We start from the raw sequence: 19,982 nt of genomic DNA, 5'->3' as shown, positions 1-19,982 counted from the left end.
CGTGGTGAGCATCGACCTGAACTCTGACCTCGGCGAAAATGTCCCAGACCGCATCGTCAGTGACGATGCGAGCATGCTGCGCATCGTCACGAGCGCGAACGTGTCGTGCGGGTTTCATGCGGGAAGCCCCGAAGGCATCCGCGAGACCCTCGCGGCGGCCGTGGAGGGGGGCGTCGTGATCGGTGCTCACCCCGGATACCGCGACTATGAGAACTTCGGTCGCACAAACGTCGAGATTGACTCGGCAACGCTGCAGGCGCACGTCGAATATCAGCTCGGCGCGCTGATGGGGCTCGCCTCGTCGGTCGGCGGAAAGGTCTCGTACGTCAAACCACACGGCGCGCTGTACAACACCATCGCCCGCGACGAGCGGCAGTCTGCCGATGTGGTCGCGGCCATCCGTGCGATCGATCCGAGCCTCGTGCTGCTCGGCCTCGCTGGCGGAGTCGTACTGGATGTCGCCTCAAAGGCAGGCCTCTCCGTTGCGGCAGAGGCATTCGCCGACCGCGCGTACCTGCCCGACGGTCAGCTCGTCTCGCGCACTCAGGAGGGGGCCGTGCTGCACGAGGCCACTGCGGTTGCCGAACGCATGGTGCGCCTCGCATCCGAAGGAGTGATCCGTGCGATTGACGGCACCGATGTGCGCGTCGACGCGCAGTCGATCTGCGTTCACGGCGACAGCCCTGGGTCGATAGAGATGGCGGCGGAGACGAAGCGCCTTCTGCAGGATGCCGGCATCACGATCGCCCCATTCGCTGGAGTCTGATGCGCATTCTCACGGCATCCGATCGCACGCTTCTCGTCGAGGCTGCTGACCTCGACGAGGCGATGCGCCTGAACCTCGCCTGGGATGGCGTGCCGGGCATCGTCGAGCGTATTCCGGGCGCGCGAACGGTGCTCGTGCGATTTGATCCGGTGCAGACCTCTGCCGCTGCGCTGGCCGCAGTGCTGGAAGCAACAGAGGTGGATGCCGAGCACATCACGCATGCGCGCGAGGTCACGGTTCCGGTGCACTACGACGGCGAGGATCTCGCCGAGGTCGCAGGACTGCTGGGCGTCTCGACCGAGGAGCTGGTGAACCGGCATCTGGCCGCCGATTGGCAGGTCGCGTTCTCGGGGTTCGCGCCGGGGTTCGGCTATGTCGTGAGCAGCGATCCGCTGTTCGATGTGCCGCGGAGGTCGTCGCCGCGTACGCGCGTGCCGGCAGGTTCGGTGGCGTTGGCCGGGCAGTTCACCGGGGTGTACCCGCGCGAGAGCCCCGGCGGCTGGCAACTGATCGGACGCACGGATGCCGTGATGTGGGCCATCGACCGTGAGCCGCCAGCGTTGTTGTCACCTGGTGTGTCTGTGCGGTTCGAACGGGCTGAGCGGGACGCCGTCGAAGGGCGGCGGGAACACGGAGATGATTCCAGTCAGACTCGGCCCGCCACCACGCGAAACGCCGCAACACGGCCGGACGATTCCGGTGTTCCGGCCACCGCCGTCGAGGTCATCCGCTCGTCCCTGCAATTGCTGGTGCAGGATGCCGGACGCCCAGGGCACGCGGCGCTTGGCGTATCCGCATCCGGTGCTGCAGACCGTAGGGCGATGCGCGACGCCAATCGCGCCGTCGGGAATGTCCCCACAGTCGCAGTGCTCGAAAGCGTCGGAGGTGCGGTGCTGCGATTCCGCGGTGACGGTGTCGCCGCTGTCGCTGGCGCCATCGGCACACTCACGTTGACGGACGCGCAGGGCATCGCTCGCTCGGTCGCCCATGGAGCACCCTTCGCGACGGTCGACGGAGATGAGCTCGCACTCGGACACCCGAGCCGTGGCCTCCGCTACGTCATCGCCGTCCGGGGCGGAATCGCTGCGGCATCCGCTCTGGGCAGTAGCGCCTCCGACACCCTCGCGGGTCTCGGCCCCGACGCTCTCACCGCGGGCGACTTCATTGCGGTTGGCATTGACGCACCGCATTCGGTCGAACTCGAAGTCGTGGCGCGAGAGCTGCCTGCTTCCGGTGACCTCGTTGAACTGGCGATCACTCTCGGCCCGCGCGATGACTGGTTCACGGCATCCGCACTTGAGAAGCTCACCGGCCAGGACTGGCTCGTCACGCCGCGGTCCGACCGGGTCGGTATCCGTCTGCAGGGTGAGGTGCCGCTCGAGCGCGCCGTGCAGGGCGAACTGCCCAGCGAGGGGGCGGTGACCGGAGCCATTCAGGTGCCGCCGGATGGTCAGCCGGTGCTGTTCCTGCCGGATCATCCACTTACCGGCGGGTATCCGATCATCGGCGCGCTCACTGACCGCTGCCTGGATCTCGCAGCTCAACTGCCGCCAGGCGCGCGCATCCGTTTTCGCATTGAAGAAGGTCTGTCATGAAGAAGGTACTGATCGCCAACCGTGGCGAAATCGCGGTGCGCGTGATCCGCGCGTGCGCCGAAGCCGGATACGCCTCGGTCGCCGTATACGCCGATCAAGATGCCGATGCGCTGCATGTGCGCTTGGCTGACGAGGCCGTAGGCCTCGGTGGCGCGACCGCTGCGGAAACCTATCTGTCGATCGAAGCCGTGCTGCATGCCGCCGTGACCTCCGGTGCGGATGCCGTGCATCCCGGGTATGGGTTCCTCTCCGAGAGTGCCGAGTTCGCACGTGCAGTCGAAGGTGCCGGCCTCACCTGGATCGGTCCGGCGCCGGACAGCATTGACGCACTCGGTGACAAGATGACCGCGCGAAGGATTGCTCAGAAGGTGGGCGCGCCGCTCGCCGCAGGCACCGATGAACCGCTGGCAGGGCCAGCCGAAGCCGTCGCCTTTGCCGAGCAGCACGGGCTGCCGATCGCGATCAAGGCAGCATTCGGTGGTGGAGGACGAGGGTTGAAGGTTGTGCGCGACCTCGCCGATGTTGCCGAGGCGTTCGACGCCGCCACGCGCGAGGCCGTCGTGGCCTTCGGTCGTGGCGAGTGCTTCGTTGAGCGCTTCTTGGAGAGCCCTCGCCACATCGAGGTGCAGGTTCTCGGTGACGGACGCGGCGCGATCACGGTCGTCGGCGACCGCGACTGCTCGATGCAGCGGCGCAACCAGAAGCTGATCGAAGAAGCGCCGGCGCTTGGGCTGACCGTCGAGCAGCGCACGCAGATTCACGACGCGGCCCGCCGAATCTGTGCCGAGGTGTCGTACCGCAGCGCGGGAACGGTCGAGTTCCTGCTCGCCGCTGATGGGACGATCTCCTTCCTCGAGGTGAACACGCGTCTGCAGGTCGAGCACCCGGTGACCGAGGAGGTCACTGGGGTTGACCTGGTCGCCGAGCAGTTCCGGATTGCTGAGGGTCACGGCCCGTCGTTTACCGAGACCCCGACACCCGTGGGGCATGCGTTCGAGTTCCGCATCAACGCAGAGGACCCTGGTCGCGGCTTCTTGCCGAGTCCTGGACTTGTCGAGTCGCTACGGATCCCCGGTGGCCCAGGCGTCCGCTGGGACAGTGGAATCGAGGCGGGTGACACCGTGCAGCCCGCGTTCGACTCGATGATTGCGAAGCTGATCGTGCATGCCGATGACCGGGATGCGGCGCTCGTGCGCGCACGTCGGGCGCTGCGCGAACTGTCGGTCGAAGGTCCGGCGACGGTGATCGGGTTCGATCGGCTGGCGGTCGAGGAAGAGGCTTTCCAGACTGCGACCTTCGCCGTGCACACGCAGTGGATCGAGCGCACGCTGTTGCCGCGACTCGAGCCGCAGTTGCGCCCGGCCCCGATCGAGGATGCAGCGCTGCAGCGCTTCCCGGTCGAGATCGATGGCCGACGCGTGATGCTGGGTGTGCCCTCAGCACTGCTGCGCGGATTCGCTGCCGGGTCGGTCGCGGTGGATGCCGTCGATACGGTCGATCCTGCCGCGCTACGGGCATCCGTTCCGGGCAGCCTCGTGCGTTGGCTCGTCGCTGACGGTGAGGCCGTGGCCGAAGGGGAGGCCGTGGCAGTGCTCGACGCGATGAAGATGGAGACTCAGGTCAGCGCGCATCGGGCCGGGGTGCTTGCGCACGGTGCAGCGGTCGGCGCGATGGTCGCCGCCGACGCGGAGATCGGCCGCATCGGCTGACCCGGATGCTCGGCCCGGTACCGAGGCATCCGGATCTGCGCACCACTCATGTTTCACTTGTCGGAGGTTGTTACATCCGACGGAGGCTCTTGCCGAATTCCCCCGTCATTTGCAACATCCTCCGACAGGCGCAACGGACGAGACGTCCGGATACGGCAAAGGCCGGGCCCCTCGAAAGGATGCCCGGCCTTCGCAGTCGTCACTCCGGGTCGCCGCCGAGCGGGCCGACCGCGGGGATCGGGCCGCCGTCGTCCGCGCCGGTCTTGCGCGCACGGGCGATCGCGTTTCCGACGTGATAGATCAGGAGGGCTGCGACGGTGCCGAGGACGATGGCGCCGAGCTCGAAGCCGTCCCACTTCATCGCGAAGCCGCCGACGGCGATCACGAACGACACAGCAACGGTGTACTGGTTCACCGGACGTGAGAAGTCCACGCGGTTGTCGACCCAGATCTTGATGCCGATGACGCCGATTAAGCCGTACAGTGCGGTGGTCACGCCGCCGAGCACGCCAGCGGGAACAGTGTTGAAGATCATGCCGATCTTGGGCGAGAAAGCCAACAGGATCGCGGCGAAGCCGGCGACCCAGTATGCGGCCGTCGAGTACACGCGAGTTGCTGCCATCACGCCGATGTTCTCGCCGTACGTGGTGGTCGCAGAACCACCGAAGCCACCGGCGAGCGTCGTGGCGACGCCATCCGCGATGAGTGCGCGGCCGGTGTGCTTGTTGATCGACGGGTCGTTCGTCATGGTGGCAACGCCGCGCACGTGGCCGATGTTCTCGGCGAGCAGCACGAGCACGATCGGCAGGAACATGGGGACGAACTTCCACGCATCCGGGTCGGTGACCGCAGCGAGGTGGAATTCGGGCAGGCCCACCCATGCGGCATCCGCGATCGGCTGGAAGTCGATCTTGCCCATGAAGATCGCGACCACGTAACCGACGATCACGCCAAGGAAGATCGAGATGCGTCCGAGGAAGCCGCGAAACAGCACGCTGAACAAGATCGTCGCTGACAGCGTGATGGTCGCGAGCACCGGGTCAAGGTTGAAGTTGTTCCACGCGGCCGGGGCCAGGTTGAACCCGATGAGCGCGACGATGGATCCGGCGACCACCGGCGGCATGAGCTTGTCGATCCAGCCGCTGCCGACCGCCTGCACCAGGAAGCCAATACCGGCGAGCAACAGGCCGACGACGAGCACGCCGACGAGCGCCTGGGTGATCTGCTGCGCGGTCTCGAGCGACTGGCCGGCGTTGATTGCGGTGATCGGTGCGAGGAAGGCGAACGACGAGCCCAGATAGCTGGGGAGGCGGTTGCGCGTGATGACCAGGAACAGCAGGGTTCCGATACCGGAGAAGAGCAGCGTCGTCGACACCGGGAAACCGGTGATGATCGGCACCAGGAACGTGGCGCCGAACATGGCGACGATGTGCTGCGCGCCGATCGCGAAAGTGGCGGGCCAGTTCAGGCGCTCTTCGGGCTTGACGACTGCGCCAGGGGCGACGGTGTGGCCGTCGCCATGAATCTTCCACACGGGCATGCGGGTGCTCCTCAAATTTCGGGGTGGTGGGAGTGCTGGAGCAACACTATCGATTCCGGGGCGCATCGATTCCTGAGCCCATCGAAGAGTGATGTCCCAAGTCGAGGGTAGAACTGTGGTGGAGGTGGTAGAAAGGTGCAAAAATGGGACGCATGAGCCTCAACATCAAGAACGAGCGGGTGCACGAGATGGTGCGCAGGCTTGCCGAGCTCACCGGCCAGAGCCAGACGAGTGCCGTCGAGGACGCTGTGCGTCGAAGGCTCGACGAGATGGACGGAGCGAAAGAGGCGGAAGTCGCGCGACGGTTAGCCGCGATTCGCGAGGCCGTTGCGGAGTTCAATAAGGATCTGCCGCCCAGGCCCACGTATGAGGAGATCATCGAAGATATGTATGACGACATGGGCCTTCCTCGATGATCGTCGATACGTCCGCGTTGATGGCAATCCTGCAGGAGGAGCCTGAGGGCGAACGATACAGTCAACTGCTCGCGCGAGAGGACAGCGTCATCTCCGCTGGAACGCTGTTGGAAGCACGTATTGTTGCGCAGGCCAGGGGTGCTGACAAGATCGCGGCGCTGGATACCGCAATTCGAGGAAGCAACACACGTGTGGTCGCAGCGGATGAGGAGCAGGCGCGAATCGGATCGGATGCCTACCGTCGATACGGGCGCGGCTCCGGAAGCCCCGCCAAGCTGAACTACGGCGACTGCCTCAGCTACGCCCTCGCGATTGCACGGGATGAGCCGCTCCTGTTCAAGGGCGACGATTTCACGCACACCGACGTGCGCCGCGTGATCTGAGGGTTGCGGGCCCCGCAGCGCGCTACGCGGTCAACCGCGTGATGAGCTCGCGGTAGCGGTCTGCGGTGCGCTCGACGATCTCTTCGGGCAGCACGGGCGGCTCACCCTGCTTGTCCCAGTTCGACGCCAGCCAGTCGCGGACGATCTGCTTGTCGAAGCTCGCCATCCGCTCGGCAGGTGTCGTGCCGGACTCCCACGCCGCGGCATCCCAGTAGCGGGAAGAATCGCTTGTGAGCACTTCGTCGGCCAGGCGCAGGGTGCCGGTAGCATCCGTGCCGAACTCGAATTTCGTGTCGGCGAGGATCAGACCGCGCTCTTCGGCGATCGCCGCAGCCCGCGCGTAGATCGCAAGCGAGGCATCGCGCAGCTCGGCAGCGCGCTCCGCACCGACGAGTTCCACCGTCTTCTCGAACGTGATGTTCTCGTCGTGCTCGCCCATCGGTGCCTTGTATGCCGGAGTGAACAGCGGCTCTGGTAGGCGGTCGCCGTTTTCGAGGCCAGACGGCAGCGAGATGCCGCAGACCGTTCCGCTCTCGACGTACTCGGCCCAGCCGGAACCGGTGATGTACCCGCGAACCACGCACTCGATCGGCAGCATCTCCAGCGACTGCGCGAGCATCGCACGATCGGCGACAGCATCCGGAATCGGGCCTTCGGCGAGGTGATTTGGGAAGTCAAGCTTCGCGAACCACCAGCGGCTGAGCTGCGTCAGCAGCGCTCCCTTCTCAGGGATGCCGGGGGAGAGCACGAAGTCGAAGGCGCTGACGCGGTCGCTCGCGACGACGAGGATGCGGGTGTCCGCGGGATCCTCAGAGGCATAGAGGTCGCGGACCTTGCCGGAGTACAGGTGCCGCCAGCCGGGGATGCTCATGGAAGTGCTCACCAGAACATCCTCGCAGATGGGTCGCTCGACGCTGTTCTGAGAAAATGATATAGTCCACGTGGACTATTTGAAATGGATCATTCATGACGGACGCACTGGCAAAGATCACACCCACCGCGGTGATGGTGCTCGCACTCCTGAGCGAGGGCGACATGCACCCCTACGAGATGGCGCGTCTGCTGCGGCTGCGCCGCGATGAGCGTCTGGTAAAAGTGACCAACGGCACGCTGTATCACTCTGTCGCGAGGCTGCTCGACCAGGGCCTCGTCGCAGAAGTTGGCACCGGCCGAGAAGGGAACCGTCCAGAGCGGACGACATACACGCTCACTCCCGCCGGCGCCGAGACTGTGCACGCGTGGGTGCGCCGTGAGCTGCCACGTATCGACCGGCCCGCACAGTTTCGCGTCGCGCTCGCTGAGGCGCACAATCTCGACCACGACGAGGTCATCGACCTTCTCCGCCTCCGTCGCGTCGCGCTCGATGCGGAGAATCTCCTGCACCGCTCGGGGCTGCAGGACGCCCGTGTGAAGCAGGTGCCGGAGCAGTTCCTGCTCGAAGTCGACCGATATCAGGTGCTCCTCGAAGCTGAGCTGCGCTGGATGAACTCGCTCCTCACTCGACTCGAAGACAATGCAATCCCCTGGGGGCCGGAAGGCTTCCATGACTCAGACCGCTATGCAGCTCAGCGAAAGGCCGCACGAAAATGACAGATTCCACCCCCGTCGGGCGTCGGGCGTCGGCACCGTCTGGTCCCTCCACCGGGACGTACGCCACCGGGCAGCGCCCGCGCAGCCCGTGGCCAGCTCTCTGGGCGCTGGTCATCGGGTTCTTCATGATCCTCGTCGACACCACGATCGTGTCGGTGGCCAACCCGGCAATCAAAGCTGCGCTCGACCCGAACACCAGCAACTTGGACAACATCGTGTGGGTCACCTCGGCCTACCTCTTGGCGTACGCTGTCCCGCTGCTGATCACCGGACGCCTCGGCGACCGCTTCGGCCCGAAGAACATGTACCTAATCGGGTTGACGATCTTCACCCTGTCGTCGCTGTGGTGCGGACTCTCCGGCACGCTCGAGATGCTCATCGCTGCACGCGCTGTGCAGGGACTCGGCGCCGCGCTGATGACACCGCAGACGATGGCCATCATCACGCGCACCTTTCCGCCGGAACGCCGCGGCGCGGCGATGGGCCTGTGGGGTGCGACGTCCGGTGTGGCCATGCTCGTCGGCCCGCTCGCGGGCGGCTTTCTCGTCGACGGCCTCGGCTGGGAGTGGATCTTCTTCGTGAACATCCCGGTCGGCATCATCGGGTTCGTGCTCGCCTGGATCCTGGTTCCCAAGCTCGCTACGCACTCGCATCGCTTCGACATCCCGGGAGTCTTCCTCAGCGCGATCGCAATGTTCCTCATCGTTTTCGGCTTGCAGGAGGGTGAGACGTACGACTGGGGCGTGATCTGGGGCCCCATTTCGGTCTGGGGCCTCATCATTGCGGGCGTCATCGTGCTGGCGCTGTTCATCTGGTACCAGGCCAGGACGAAGAACGAACCTCTCGTGCCGATGGCACTGTTCCGCGACCGCAACTTCTCCTGGGCGAATGTGGGGATCGCCATCGTCGGTTTCACCGTGACTGCCCAAGGGCTGCCGCTGATGTTCTTCCTCCAGCTGGGTCGCGGACTGACGCCGACCGAGTCCGCCCTGATCCTCATCCCGATGGCGATCGGCGCCGGTGTGCTCTCACCCTTCGCCGGCAAGCTGCTCGACCGCGTTGACCCTCGACTGCTGCTCGTGCCTGGCCTGCTGCTCGTGTCGCTGTCGCTGTTCCTGTTCTCGATAATGATGAACACGGATGTGCCGATCGGGATGCTGCTGATCCCGTCGGCGATCCTCGGTATCGGCAACGCCGGCATGTGGGGTCCGCTCGCGACGACGGCGACCCGCAATCTGCCGCCGCGGCAGGCGGGCGCGGGCGCTGGCATCTACAACACGACGCGCACGATCGGCTCGGTGCTCGGCTCCGCCGCTGTCGCCGTGTTCATGCAGAGCCGCCTCGAAGCGAACCTGCCCGGTGCGGGCGACGCCACGGGCGGGTTCGGTGAAGGTTCGCTGCCGGATGCTGTCGCGGGTCCCTTCTCGGATGCTATGGCGCAGACGATGCTGCTTCCTGCGGCGTTTATGCTGCTGGGCGTAGTCGCCGTGCTGTTCCTGCGCAAGGCGCCGAAGGCTCCGGTGGCCGGCGCGTAGCTCGCCGCCCATCCTCCGGGGAACCGTCACCTGGGCGAACAAGCCTCAGGCGAAGGCGACCTCCCCCGCCGCCTCAAGGTTCCGACCACCGCGATATCGAGCCGCGAAGTGCCGCTCTGGCAGCCGGGGTCCCTCGCCGGTGAGCCGCTCCCGCAGCGTGCGCTGATCATCTCGTAGCTCGTCCGCTGAAGGCAATCTGCCCCGGCGACGAAGTTCCGGCACCACGAGCTCTGCGAAATCGGTGAGAGTGTCGAAGCTGTGGTACTGGCGGAGGTTGATGCCGTCGATACCGTCCTCATCCAACCAACGTTCGATCTCGTCGGCGACAGTCGTGGGGGACCCTGCGACGAAGAACCGACCTTCGCGGCCGGACGTCAGACGATTCAGGAATTCTCCGACGGTGCTGTCCGGTCCCGCGGCCCAGGGGGACTCCTGCGGATCGAGCCCGGAACGGCGAAGTGCCTCGACGAGCGTGGTTTCCGGCGGGAATGCCAGAGGATCGAACGGAAGCGAGGAATGCACGAGCACGCCCTCGACGCTGCTGTATTGACGGTAGAGGTCGAGCTTCTTCGCGGCCTCCTCGTCGGTGCGGCCGACGACGACTCCGGCCTGAATGATGAATTTCGCATCTCCCGGGCGCCGTTCGTTGCGGACGAGCGCGTCCTGGATGTTCTGCTTGTTCCGCCGGAACTCTTCCACGTTGCGGCCGCCAGTGAAGACGACCTCGGCATGACGACCGGCGAACTCGATGCCAGCCGGAGAACCGGTGGCCTGGAACAGAACAGGTGTCCGCTGCGGGGAAGGTTGCACCAGGTGGGGACCAGCCACCTGGAAGTTCTCGCCGACATGGTTGATGTAGCGCACCGTTCCGGGTCTCGTGTAGACGCCACGCTCCTGGTCGGCGATAACAGCGTCATCGTCCCACGAGCCCTCCCACAGTTTGTAGAGCACGTCGAGGTACTCGTCGGCGATGCGATAGCGCTCGTCGTGCTCAATCTGGTCGGGCAGGCCGAAGTTGCGCGCCGCGTTGCTGAGATACGACGTCACGATGTTCCAGCCGATGCGGCCGGAGGTGAGATGGTCGAGCGTGCTGACGCGTCGGGCGAAGGAGAACGGTGGCTCATACGTCGTCGAGAACGTCACACCGAACCCGAGACGCTTACTCGAGGCGGCCATCACCGGGATGACCAGGAGCGGGTCGTTACTTGGGATCTGAACACCCTCAGCGAGCGCGGGGTCCAGCCCTCCCCGGAACGTGTCGTACGCTCCGATGACGTCGGCGAGAAAGATCGCGTCGAACCCGCCATCCTCTGCGCGTTCGGCGAGTTCCTGCCAGTAGCCGAGTTCGTTGAAACGCGTCCTGTTGTTCCCCGGAATCCGCCAGAGCCCGTGGGTGATGTGGCTGACGCAGTTCATTTCGAACAGGTTGAGAATCAGCTGTTTGCGTTCGGGCATGATCAGCTCTCCTTCTTTTCGACAGTGGGGAACTCGGGGAACTCGCCGAACAGCTCGAAGTATCCGACGGTGCGGGCGCGGTGGTCGGCAGGGTTGTGGGATGCCACGGTTCTCGCGTTGCGCCAGTGACGATCGAGGGCACGGGTAGAGAAGGTGGCGGAGGACCCGCCGACCTCGAAGATGCGTTCGGTTGCTGAGAGCACCAGGGGAATCAGGGCGGTCTGTCCGCGGAACACGGCGAGTTTGGCACGCTCGAACACCGGTTTGGCGGCCTCTTCTTCATCGTCGTACGCCAGGTACGCGGCATCCAGCGCGCCTGCACCATGCAGCACGATCGCCTCTGCCGCTTCGGCGGCGGCACTGGCCTCGCCGACCGTGCGCTGTACGAGGATGTCGTCCTTCGGCGTCGAGTTCTCGTCACCGCCGAGTGCGCGCCTGTTGCGGCCGAGGACGTACCTCACGATGTCATCGACGGCGTTACGCGCGATCCCGGCGAGAGTCGCCAAGAGTACGAGTTGGAACAACGGGGCGAGATACGACCGCCAGGCGTTCTCTTCGTCTCGATGACGGATCTCGTCGGCGGACACTCTAGCTTTCACGAATCGCGTCGTTCCAGTGCCGGTGAGACGCTGGCCGAAGCCGTTCCAGTCATCGACGATCGTGATGCCCGGGTCGTCCAGGCGCACGGCTATGTACACGCGCTCGCCGTCGAGCTGGGCTGCGACGCTGGTCCACTGCGAGAAGATTGTGCCGGTGGTGTAATACTTCTCACCGTTGAGCAGATATCCGCCGTCACCATCGGCCGTGAGAACCGTCGAGCTGTCCTCCCACGAGCGGTTGCCGACTTCGCTCCATGCGTTGCCGATGATGTCTCGGTCCTGGCCGATGCGCGTCAGCCACCGCTCCCGGCGGACGGCATCGGAGTCTAGGAGCGTCTCCTCGACGAACGCGAAATGCCCTCGCCAGATGTGCGCGGTGTTCGAATCGTGGACGGCGAGCTCGGTGAGCAGCCGGAACAGCTCGGTGAGCGTCAACCCGAATCCGCCGAACTCCCGCGGCACCCGCAGTGCACCGAATCCCTCTTCGCGTAGGCGGGTGATCGCCTCGTACGGCAGCCGGCGGTCGGCTTCCCGCTCGAGCACACCATTGCCGATCTCGGCGAAGATCGGCGTGAAGCGTGCGCGTAGGTCTTCAAAGCGTGGCGGTGCAGGTTCGGTGACGGTGGCGCGGGGCATGGCGCTCCTCTTCCAGGATGACGGCGGTGGCTGATCGCCAGAGATACACGACCAGTCTCGACACCATCGCCCCTCCACGCCGCTTCGCAACTGATCGATGAAACATGCGTTCATCTTCGGGAACTCTGTGACATACCCGAGGCGCTTGATTGCGCGGATGCCGGTTCAGGGACCAACGTTGCCTCACTGTCCCCCTGCACTATCCCCACCCTGCCCAGGAGCGAGAATGTCCCAACCACAGATCCGCATCGTTAAGAAGAGTCGGACGCCACTCTGGATAGTGATCGCCATCGCTGCCGTCATCGCGGTCGTCCTCGCCATCATCTTCATTCCACGCGCTCTCGGGGGTCAGCCGGATGCCATCGCCGCGGTGGCCGCAGACGTGCCGGAGGAAGCGGAGTACGGCGGAACGCTGACATATCTGGATGCTGAGGTGATCGCATCCGCGACGGTACAGAACGGCACCTGGCAGACCACTGCGCTTACGCACAACATCACCGATCGCCTGGTCTATTCAAACTCGGACACCAACGAGCTCGAACCATGGATCGCCGAAAGCTGGGACATCAGTGACGACGGACTCGAGTACGTGTTCCACATCCGGGACGGTGTCACCTTCAGCAACGGACAGGACCTCGATGCAGGCGCCGTGCAGCGGAACATCGAGTGGCAGGCATACGGCAACCCCGCCCAGGGGATCGTTCCGAACTCGACCTACCCACTGGTCGACTCGGTGGAGAGTAACGATGCAGACCAGACGGTCACCGTGCGACTCTCTGAGCCCTTCAGCCCTTACATCAAGATCCTCTCGAACTGGGCGAGCTCTCTCATCGCGGACGAGTCACTGGAACTGAGCGCGGAGGAACAGCAGCAGGCCGTGAACATCATCGGTAGCGGGCCGTTCGTCGTCGAGTCTGAGGTCTACGGCGAGGAGATAGTGCTCGCACGCCGCGAAGATTATGCCTGGGCGCCGGCGAGTTCTCCGAATCAGGGCAAGGCATACCTCGAGAAGATCGTCTGGATCCCGGTGCTCGAGGACAGCACTCGGCTCGGCAGCCTTCGCGCGGGTGAAGGCGACCTGATCCGCTACGTGCAGCCCAGTGAGGAGGCAGCGCTCGCCGACGAGGGTTTCCAGGTGCTCGGCCTGCAAGGCGTCGGCCAGACCAACACGTGGATTCTGAAGCAGCAAGTCCCCGTGCTTCAAGATGTGCGGGTGCGCCAGGCGATCCTTTCAGCCATCGATCGAGATCAGATCATCGACGACCTCTACACGGACAACTGGACGACCGCATCCAGCCTCGTCACCGAGGACGCCTTCGGGTTCAAGGACGAGTCGGCCAAACTCTCATACGACCCGGATCGCGCGAATGAACTGCTCGACGAGGCGGGGTGGACCGAACGCGACGCAGATGGCTATCGCATCAAAGACGGTGAACGCCTGCACATCAAGACGGTGATCGACGTCTTCGACGCGACCGCGCCACCGTTGTTCCAGCTGATCGCCTGGCAACTCAAGCAGGTCGGCATCGAGCTCGAGCTGACCGAGGTGGACTACGCGAACGTCTCCACTGCGTACGCCGACCCTGAAGTCGGCATCCTCCGCACCGGCTGGCCGCAGGCCGACCCGTGGATCACCATCCGCAACGCGTTCGACACCGGGCGTCTGAACTCTCTGACGCTTCCGGAGACTGACGAAGTGCTGGGTGATCTGCTCAACCGTCAGGCGACGGTTGACGGGGACGAGCGCGCCGAAATCCTTGGTGAACTGCAGGACTATCTCATCGACAATGCCCTCGCCTTTCCTGTGCTGACAGACACGCAGATCTACGCGCTGCAGCCCGACGTACACGGTTTTGGATGGACGCCCGAGGCTCGCCCGCTCTTCTACAACACCTGGGTCGAGGGGAGCTAACGAGCGAGCGGGCTGGAAAGGAAACGAGATGTCGAGATCGCAGTACATCCTCCGGCGGGTGCTGCATGCCGCACTGGTCGTCATCCTCGCGTACGTGTTCGTGTGGATCATCCTGTTCGCGCTCCCCGGTGACCCCGTGCAGAACAGGTTGGACAATCCGCAGAATCCGGTACCTGAGGACGTCGCAGAGCGGATCACCGCCTATTACGAACTCAACAGCACGCCGATCGAACAGTTCTGGCTCGCTGTCACGCGGCTCGCGCGCGGTGATCTCGGCTACTCGCTCGCCACCGGGCGACCGGTCACCGAGCTCATCGCCCAGGGGCTTTCATCCACCGCTCTGCTGGCGCTCCTCGGCCTAATATTCGCGCTCGTCATCTCCGTCGTCGTCGCGTTTCTCGCCGTCTTCCCGAAGGCAGAGGGGATTCGTCGCTTCGCGCAGGCGCTTCCGCTGCTGTCGCTGTCGGCACCGACCTTCCTGGTCGGGCTTCTTCTTCTCCAGATCTTCGCCTACCAGCTGGGGTGGTTCTCCTCGATCAGAGACGAAGGGTTCAAATCGCTCGTGCTTCCGGCGCTCACTCTCGGGATCGGAGCGAGCCCTCCCATCACGCGCGTGCTGATCCAGGGGCTGACGACAGCCAGGCAGCTGCCATTCGTCAACGTCCTCCGTGCGAAGGGGATGCCGGAGCGTGTGATCATCTTCGGGCACATCCTCAAGAACGGATCGATCCCCGCTGTGACGTTGTTCGGGCTTACCGCCGGATCGTTGCTTGCCGGTTCCGTGATCACTGAGACGATCTTCGCTCGCGCCGGGCTTGGGTTCGTCACCGAGCAGGCAGTGCGCGCGCAGGACGGCCCAGTCGTACTTGGCGTCGTCCTGGTCGTCGCGGTCGTCGTCACGCTGTTCAACCTGGTGACGGATCTCGTATATCCGCTCATCGACCCGCGCATCAATATCCACGCCACGCGTCGGGCGCCCGCTCGCGGTGCGCGTGCGAGAGGGGTTCACGCATGACCATCGCTCCACAGCTCGAGGTCGACCTCGAGCCGGTCGCTCCCGGACACAGGGCTGGGCGTCGGCCCGGCCGCCCGATCTGGTTGAACACTGCCGACCTGGCCGCAATCGGATTCGCGGTGTTCCTTCTCGTCGCGGTGTTCTTCCCATTCGTCCTCACCCCGTATGACCCCCTGGAGGCGAGCCCGGGGAACACCTTGCTCGCTCCCAATTTTGAGCACATCTTCGGCACGGATTACCTGGGCCGAGACCTCTACACGCGAATCGTCTACGGCACGTCACTGACGCTGTCGACCTCTGCGGTGGCCGTAGCAATCGGACTGGGGATCGGTATCGCGCTGGGCTCACTGGCCGGATACCTCGGCGGCTGGGTCGACAGCTTCCTCAGCCGAATCGTTGACGTCCTCCTGGCTATCCCCGGGCTGCTGTTGGCGATGGTCATCGTCGTGTCGCTGGGATTCGGAGCAGTGAACGCTGCCGTCGCGGTCGGCCTTTCATCAGTGGCCGGATTCACTCGACTAGTGCGATCTGAGGTGCTCACAGTGAAGGAGTTGACCTTCGTGGAGGCGAGTTCGCATCTCGGAGGCGCACGGCGATACACCCTCATTCGCCACATCCTGCCCAACTCGTATGGTTCGGTGATTGCTCTGGTGCCGCTGGAGTTTGGGGGTGCGATCCTCGCGATCTCGGCGCTGAGCTTCCTCGGGTTCGGGGCCGTGCCGCCGGACCCCGAGTGGGGTCTGCTGGTGTCTGAGGGACGCCAGTACATCACGTCATCGCCGTGGATGTCTCTCATCCCCGGAGTGGTGATCGCGGCGACCGTGTTGAGCGTCGCACGTTTGAGCACACTGGCTCAGCGGGCCAGGGAAGGTAAATCATGAGCATCCACACATCCACGATCAGCTCCGCGCCTCCTCTCAAAGTCAGCGGACTTAACGTGTCGTACATCCGCGGACGGTGGGCCACCCGTGTGGTGACAGGATTCGAGTTGACTCTCGAGGCGGGTGAGACCGTCGCGATCGTCGGCGAATCAGGCTCTGGTAAGAGCACGGTCGCCGCGGCGATCGGCGGGCTGCTCCCGCAGAATGGTGTCATCGACGAGGGCAGCATCGAGATATTCGGCGAGGACGTCTCTCGCTTCGACGCCCGACGTTGGCGTCGACTGCGCGGCAGCACGATCGGCTACGTGCCGCAGGATCCGCTGAGTTCCCTCGACCCGTTGCAGCGGGTCGGTGATCAGGTAGCGGATGCCGTCCGTCAGCACCGGCAGGTGTCCAGGACACAGGCGCTTCAGGGAGCCGTCGACCTGCTCGCCCGTGTCGGCATCCACGATGCCGCAGAGCGGGCAAGGGCATATCCCCATCAACTCTCCGGAGGGCAGCTTCAGCGCATCCTGATCGCGATCGCGATCGCCGGAGAGCCCCGCATCCTCATTGCGGACGAGCCGACCTCGGCGCTCGATGTGACGGTGCAGCGCACGATCCTTGACCTCATCGACGATCTCAAGCGCGAACTCGCGTTGTCTGTGGTCTTCATTACCCACGATCTCTCGGTGGCGGAGGAGCGCAGCGACTCACTGATTGTGTTGCGCGACGGACAGATCCGCGAAGCCGGTGCGACCGAGCACGTGATCGCCCGCCCGCAGGATCCGTATACATCTCAGCTGTTCGCGGATGCTCCCGCTCTCAGCCCGGACAAGTACGCACACCGAAAGTCCGCCGCCGCGTCGGCGGAGGAGCCGATCATCGAAGTGGGCGGTCTCACCAAAACTTTCCCATCGCTGGTTGGCGGATCACACGTGCGTGCACTGGACGAGGTGTCCCTGCGCGTCAGGCCGGGGACGGTCCATGCTCTCGTCGGTGAATCGGGCTCGGGGAAAACCACGGCGGCCCGTGTCATCGTGGGGCTGACCGACTTCGATGATGGCGCGGTGCAAGTGTCGGGGCGCGATCTGCCGCTGCACCCGACCGTCGCCAACGTCGACCCTCGAGGGCTGCAGCTCGTCTACCAGAACCCGCTTGCGGCGCTGGATCCCAGATGGAGCATCGAGACGGCCCTCGAGGAGCCACTGCGTATCAACGGGATCGAATCGGGCCGCCGAGCACGGCAAGCCCGCGTGCGCGACATCCTCGCCTCGGTGGGTCTGCCTAATGAGGTCGGTCGCCGCCGCCCCGCAGAGCTTTCCGGCGGTCAGCGACAGCGAGCGGCAATCGCCAGGGCGCTGATCCTTCATCCGCGCGTGCTGATCCTTGACGAGCCGACGTCAGCTCTCGACGTGACCGTGCAGTCGCAGATCGTCGACCTGCTCTTCGACCTCAAGGAGCAGCACGGCCTGACGTACCTGTTCATCTCGCACGATCTCAGCCTCGTGAAACAGATCGCCGATGATGTGACCGTGCTGGAAAAAGGCAGGGTGGTCGAAAGTGGGATCGCCGATCACGTCTTTGAAAATCCGCAGGCTGAGTACACAGTGCGACTGATCGGGGCGATCCCTGGGCGGATGCGGGACCTAGATCGAGGCGAACTCGTCACCGTGTGAGCGGGGCGCGCAGCTGCGCCGCTACTGGATCACGCTGTAGCGGCGCAGCACACGTCAGCGCGTCGAGAAAGCCCTCACCTCGTGGAGAAAGCACTGTCGAACGCGGCATCCGCCGGCTTGTACGTCGACAGTTTCCGCACGAACTCCAGCGCCTCGGGTGCGCCGACGAGGCGATCCATCCCGGCGTCCTCCCACTCGACCGAAAGCGGGCCGGCGTAATCGATCGCATTGAGCATCCGGAACGCGTCCTCCCACGGCACGTCGCCGTGCCCTGTGGAGATGAAGTCCCAGCCGCGCCGAGGGTCAGCCCATGGCAGGTGTGACGAGAGGCGCCCGTTGCGTCCATTGCCGAGACGCTTCTTAGTGTCCTTGCAGTGCACGTGGTAAATCCGGTCTTGGAAGTCCCACAGGAACGCGACGGGGTCGATGTCCTGCCAGACCATGTGCGAGGGGTCCCAGTTGAGCCCGAACGCTTCGCGGTGTCCGATCGCCTCGAGTGCCCGCTTGGTCGTCCAATAGTCGTAAGCGATCTCCGAAGGATGCACCTCGTGCGCGAAGCGCACGCCGACCTCGTCGAACACATCGAGGATGGGGTTCCAGCGGTCTGCGAAGTCCTGGTAGCCGGCCTCCACCATCTCGTCGGTGGCCGGCGGGAACATCGCAACGTACTTCCAGATCGATGATCCGGTGAATCCGGTGACCGTCTTCACTCCCAGCTTGGCTGCGATTCGTGCTGTGTTCTTGAGTTCCTCAGCGGCGCGCTGGCGCACGCCCTCCGGGTCGCCGTCTCCCCAGACGTGGTCGGAGAGCATGTTGCGATGACGCTGATCGATCGGGTCGTCGCACACCGCCTGCCCTTTGAGGTGATTGGAAATCGTCCAGACCTTCAGCCCGTTACGCTCCAGGATGGCGAGACGGTCCTGTACGTATTCGTCGTCATCCCAGCGCCACGGGTCGAGATGGTCGCCCCAGCAGGCGATCTCCAGGCCGTCATAGCCCCACTCGCCCGCGAGTCGACAGACTTCTTCGAACGGTAGGTCGGCCCACTGGCCGGTGAACAAAGTGATCGGTCGTGACATCATCGTCCTCTTCTTGTGAGATTCGTATGGTGGTTGTATTCAGACGCCGGTCCAGGCGGAGCCGTTCCGCGCGCTGCGCTCGACCGCGTCGAGCACCCGCTGCACGAGCAGCCCGTCTGTGAAGGTCGGATGCGGGTCGAAACCCCCCGCAATCGCCTCGGTGAAATCTTTCACCTGGTGGGAGAATCCGTGTTCGTACCCGAGCATATGTCCGGTGGGCCACCATCCGGAAAGGTATGGATGCTCGGGTTCGGTGACGAGGATGCGACTGAAGCCCTGCCTTGCTGAGGGCAGTGTGGCGTCGTAGAAGTCGAGAACATTCATGTCCTCAAGGTTCCAGTGCAGCGCTCCGGCGTCGCCTGAGATCTCGATGTCGAGGGCGTTCTTACGGCCGGTCGCGAATCGGGTTGCCTCGAAGGTCGCCAGAGTCCCCGACTCGAATCGCCCGGTGAACAGGGCGACGTCGTCGACAGTGACCTTTCCGCGCTCGGTGCCGGCGGTGCCTCCGAGGCCGACCGCCTCACCCAGCACCGGGCGCTCGTCGACGAGCGTCTCCATCACGCCTGACACTTGCGTCAGTGCCTGTCCGGTCACGAACTGCGTCATGTCGACGATATGTGCGCCGATGTCACCGAGCGCGCCGGAGCCGGCGCGGTCCTTGTCGAGCCGCCAGGTCATCGGCGACTCAGGATCGGCGAGCCAATCCTGCCGGTAGCTCGCGCGTACCTGCCGGATTGTGCCGATCTGGCCGGCCGTGATCATGTCGCGCATGAGGGTGACGGCTGGTACACGCCGGTAGGTGAAGCCCACCATGGCGCGGATGCCGTGCGCCGCGGCATCCCGTGCCGCCTGCTCCATTGCTTCGGCCTCTGCGACCGAGTTCGCCAACGGCTTCTCGCACAGCACGTGCTTGCCGGCAGCCAGCGCCGCGATGGCGATCTCGGCATGCGAATCGCCAGGTGTGACGATGTCGACCACGTCGATGTCATCGCGTGCAATGACAGCTCGCCAATCGGTGGATGTTTCGTCCCAGCCCCACTGGCGGGCGGCGGCAGTCGTCTTCTCGGCGTCACGCCCGACGAGCACGGCCATTCGGGGGGAGAGGGGGAGACCGAACGCTGCCGGCGCCTGCCGCCAGCCGACGGAGTGCGCCGCTCCCATGAATCCGTGGCCGATCATGGCCACTCGCAGCTCAGTTGTCATCTTTACTCCT

17 protein-coding genes are annotated in these 19,982 nt (G+C 64.7%); 11 read left to right on the top strand and 6 right to left on the bottom strand.

The genetic code is table 11. From position 1 onward, the window contains the following. Nucleotide 1: 1 nt before the first annotated feature. The 3 genes from AC1C2Q_RS07255 to AC1C2Q_RS07245 are packed head-to-tail and all read left to right on the top strand — an operon-like array spanning nucleotide 2 to nucleotide 4,070. Complete coding sequence (locus tag AC1C2Q_RS07255) at nucleotides 2-766, top strand: LamB/YcsF family protein (RefSeq protein WP_495449549.1); 765 nt, start codon at nucleotides 2-4, stop codon at nucleotides 764-766. Next, nucleotides 766-2,361 carry a 5-oxoprolinase subunit B/C family protein gene (locus AC1C2Q_RS07250; RefSeq protein WP_495449548.1) on the top strand — a complete coding sequence of 532 codons (1,596 nt, stop codon included), beginning with the start codon at nucleotides 766-768 and terminating at the stop codon, nucleotides 2,359-2,361. Before AC1C2Q_RS07255 ends, AC1C2Q_RS07250 begins: the two co-directional genes overlap by 1 nt. Next, nucleotides 2,358-4,070, top strand: coding sequence for an acetyl/propionyl/methylcrotonyl-CoA carboxylase subunit alpha (locus AC1C2Q_RS07245; RefSeq protein WP_495449547.1), 1,713 nt, complete (start codon nucleotides 2,358-2,360; stop codon nucleotides 4,068-4,070). Before AC1C2Q_RS07250 ends, AC1C2Q_RS07245 begins: the two co-directional genes overlap by 4 nt. Before the next feature lie 199 nt (nucleotides 4,071-4,269). Here AC1C2Q_RS07245 and AC1C2Q_RS07240 read toward each other — a convergent pair whose 3' ends face one another. After that, complete coding sequence (locus tag AC1C2Q_RS07240) at nucleotides 4,270-5,610, bottom strand: uracil-xanthine permease family protein (protein ID WP_495430400.1); 1,341 nt, start codon at nucleotides 5,608-5,610, stop codon at nucleotides 4,270-4,272. Nucleotides 5,611-5,762: 152 nt separating this feature from the next. Here AC1C2Q_RS07240 and AC1C2Q_RS07235 point away from each other — a divergent pair, with 152 nt between their 5' ends. Together AC1C2Q_RS07235 and AC1C2Q_RS07230 are read left to right on the top strand one after the other, a co-directional pair. Then, the gene (locus AC1C2Q_RS07235; protein ID WP_495449546.1) at nucleotides 5,763-6,026 is read left to right on the top strand and encodes a type II toxin-antitoxin system VapB family antitoxin; all 264 of its coding nucleotides are present in this window, start codon (nucleotides 5,763-5,765) and stop codon (nucleotides 6,024-6,026) included. A 20-nt stretch (nucleotides 6,027-6,046) separates the two neighbouring features. Beyond that, complete coding sequence (locus tag AC1C2Q_RS07230) at nucleotides 6,047-6,409, top strand: type II toxin-antitoxin system VapC family toxin (protein ID WP_495449545.1); 363 nt, start codon at nucleotides 6,047-6,049, stop codon at nucleotides 6,407-6,409. A 22-nt stretch (nucleotides 6,410-6,431) separates the two neighbouring features. On the opposite strand, the gene AC1C2Q_RS07225 is transcribed toward AC1C2Q_RS07230, so the two are convergent. After that, the gene (locus tag AC1C2Q_RS07225) at nucleotides 6,432-7,280 is read right to left on the bottom strand and encodes a phosphoribosylaminoimidazolesuccinocarboxamide synthase (protein ID WP_495450557.1); all 849 of its coding nucleotides are present in this window, start codon (nucleotides 7,278-7,280) and stop codon (nucleotides 6,432-6,434) included. A gap of 95 nt (nucleotides 7,281-7,375) precedes the next feature. Here AC1C2Q_RS07225 and AC1C2Q_RS07220 point away from each other — a divergent pair, with 95 nt between their 5' ends. Together AC1C2Q_RS07220 and AC1C2Q_RS07215 are read left to right on the top strand one after the other, a co-directional pair. Further along, on the top strand, nucleotides 7,376-7,999 hold the full coding sequence (locus tag AC1C2Q_RS07220) for a PadR family transcriptional regulator (protein ID WP_495430399.1): 624 nt from the start codon (nucleotides 7,376-7,378) through the stop codon (nucleotides 7,997-7,999). Beyond that, nucleotides 7,996-9,534 (top strand): DHA2 family efflux MFS transporter permease subunit, encoded by a 1,539-nt coding sequence (locus AC1C2Q_RS07215; RefSeq protein WP_495449544.1) that lies wholly within the window; start codon nucleotides 7,996-7,998, stop codon nucleotides 9,532-9,534. The genes AC1C2Q_RS07220 and AC1C2Q_RS07215 overlap by 4 nt, the downstream gene beginning before the upstream one ends. A 45-nt stretch (nucleotides 9,535-9,579) precedes the next feature. On the opposite strand, the gene AC1C2Q_RS07210 is transcribed toward AC1C2Q_RS07215, so the two are convergent. Both AC1C2Q_RS07210 and AC1C2Q_RS07205 read right to left on the bottom strand, forming a co-directional pair. After that, the gene (locus AC1C2Q_RS07210; RefSeq protein WP_495449543.1) at nucleotides 9,580-10,989 is read right to left on the bottom strand and encodes an NtaA/DmoA family FMN-dependent monooxygenase; all 1,410 of its coding nucleotides are present in this window, start codon (nucleotides 10,987-10,989) and stop codon (nucleotides 9,580-9,582) included. A gap of 2 nt (nucleotides 10,990-10,991) precedes the next feature. Beyond that, nucleotides 10,992-12,224 carry an acyl-CoA dehydrogenase family protein gene (locus AC1C2Q_RS07205; protein ID WP_495449542.1) on the bottom strand — a complete coding sequence of 411 codons (1,233 nt, stop codon included), beginning with the start codon at nucleotides 12,222-12,224 and terminating at the stop codon, nucleotides 10,992-10,994. A gap of 226 nt (nucleotides 12,225-12,450) precedes the next feature. Here AC1C2Q_RS07205 and AC1C2Q_RS07200 point away from each other — a divergent pair, with 226 nt between their 5' ends. From AC1C2Q_RS07200 to AC1C2Q_RS07185, 4 genes are read left to right on the top strand one after another with little or no spacing between them, the layout of a single operon-like run. Beyond that, complete coding sequence (locus tag AC1C2Q_RS07200; RefSeq protein ID WP_495449541.1) at nucleotides 12,451-14,136, top strand: ABC transporter substrate-binding protein; 1,686 nt, start codon at nucleotides 12,451-12,453, stop codon at nucleotides 14,134-14,136. A gap of 28 nt (nucleotides 14,137-14,164) precedes the next feature. Next, on the top strand, nucleotides 14,165-15,151 hold the full coding sequence (locus tag AC1C2Q_RS07195; protein WP_495449540.1) for an ABC transporter permease: 987 nt from the start codon (nucleotides 14,165-14,167) through the stop codon (nucleotides 15,149-15,151). Continuing rightward, the gene (locus AC1C2Q_RS07190; protein ID WP_495449539.1) at nucleotides 15,148-16,032 is read left to right on the top strand and encodes an ABC transporter permease; all 885 of its coding nucleotides are present in this window, start codon (nucleotides 15,148-15,150) and stop codon (nucleotides 16,030-16,032) included. The genes AC1C2Q_RS07195 and AC1C2Q_RS07190 overlap by 4 nt, the downstream gene beginning before the upstream one ends. Then, nucleotides 16,029-17,690, top strand: coding sequence for a dipeptide ABC transporter ATP-binding protein (locus AC1C2Q_RS07185; protein ID WP_495449538.1), 1,662 nt, complete (start codon nucleotides 16,029-16,031; stop codon nucleotides 17,688-17,690). Before AC1C2Q_RS07190 ends, AC1C2Q_RS07185 begins: the two co-directional genes overlap by 4 nt. Nucleotides 17,691-17,764: 74 nt before the next feature. Here AC1C2Q_RS07185 and AC1C2Q_RS07180 read toward each other — a convergent pair whose 3' ends face one another. Both AC1C2Q_RS07180 and AC1C2Q_RS07175 read right to left on the bottom strand, forming a co-directional pair. Next, complete coding sequence (locus AC1C2Q_RS07180; protein ID WP_495431725.1) at nucleotides 17,765-18,769, bottom strand: sugar phosphate isomerase/epimerase family protein; 1,005 nt, start codon at nucleotides 18,767-18,769, stop codon at nucleotides 17,765-17,767. 39 nt (nucleotides 18,770-18,808) lie between these two features. Continuing rightward, nucleotides 18,809-19,972 (bottom strand): Gfo/Idh/MocA family protein, encoded by a 1,164-nt coding sequence (locus AC1C2Q_RS07175; protein WP_495449537.1) that lies wholly within the window; start codon nucleotides 19,970-19,972, stop codon nucleotides 18,809-18,811. Nucleotides 19,973-19,982: the final 10 nt, after the last annotated feature.

It is taken from the genome of Microbacterium sp. Y356 (assembly GCF_059445355.1).
Note: the sequence above shows the minus strand (reverse complement) of the source record. Positions and strands in the feature narration are given on the sequence as shown.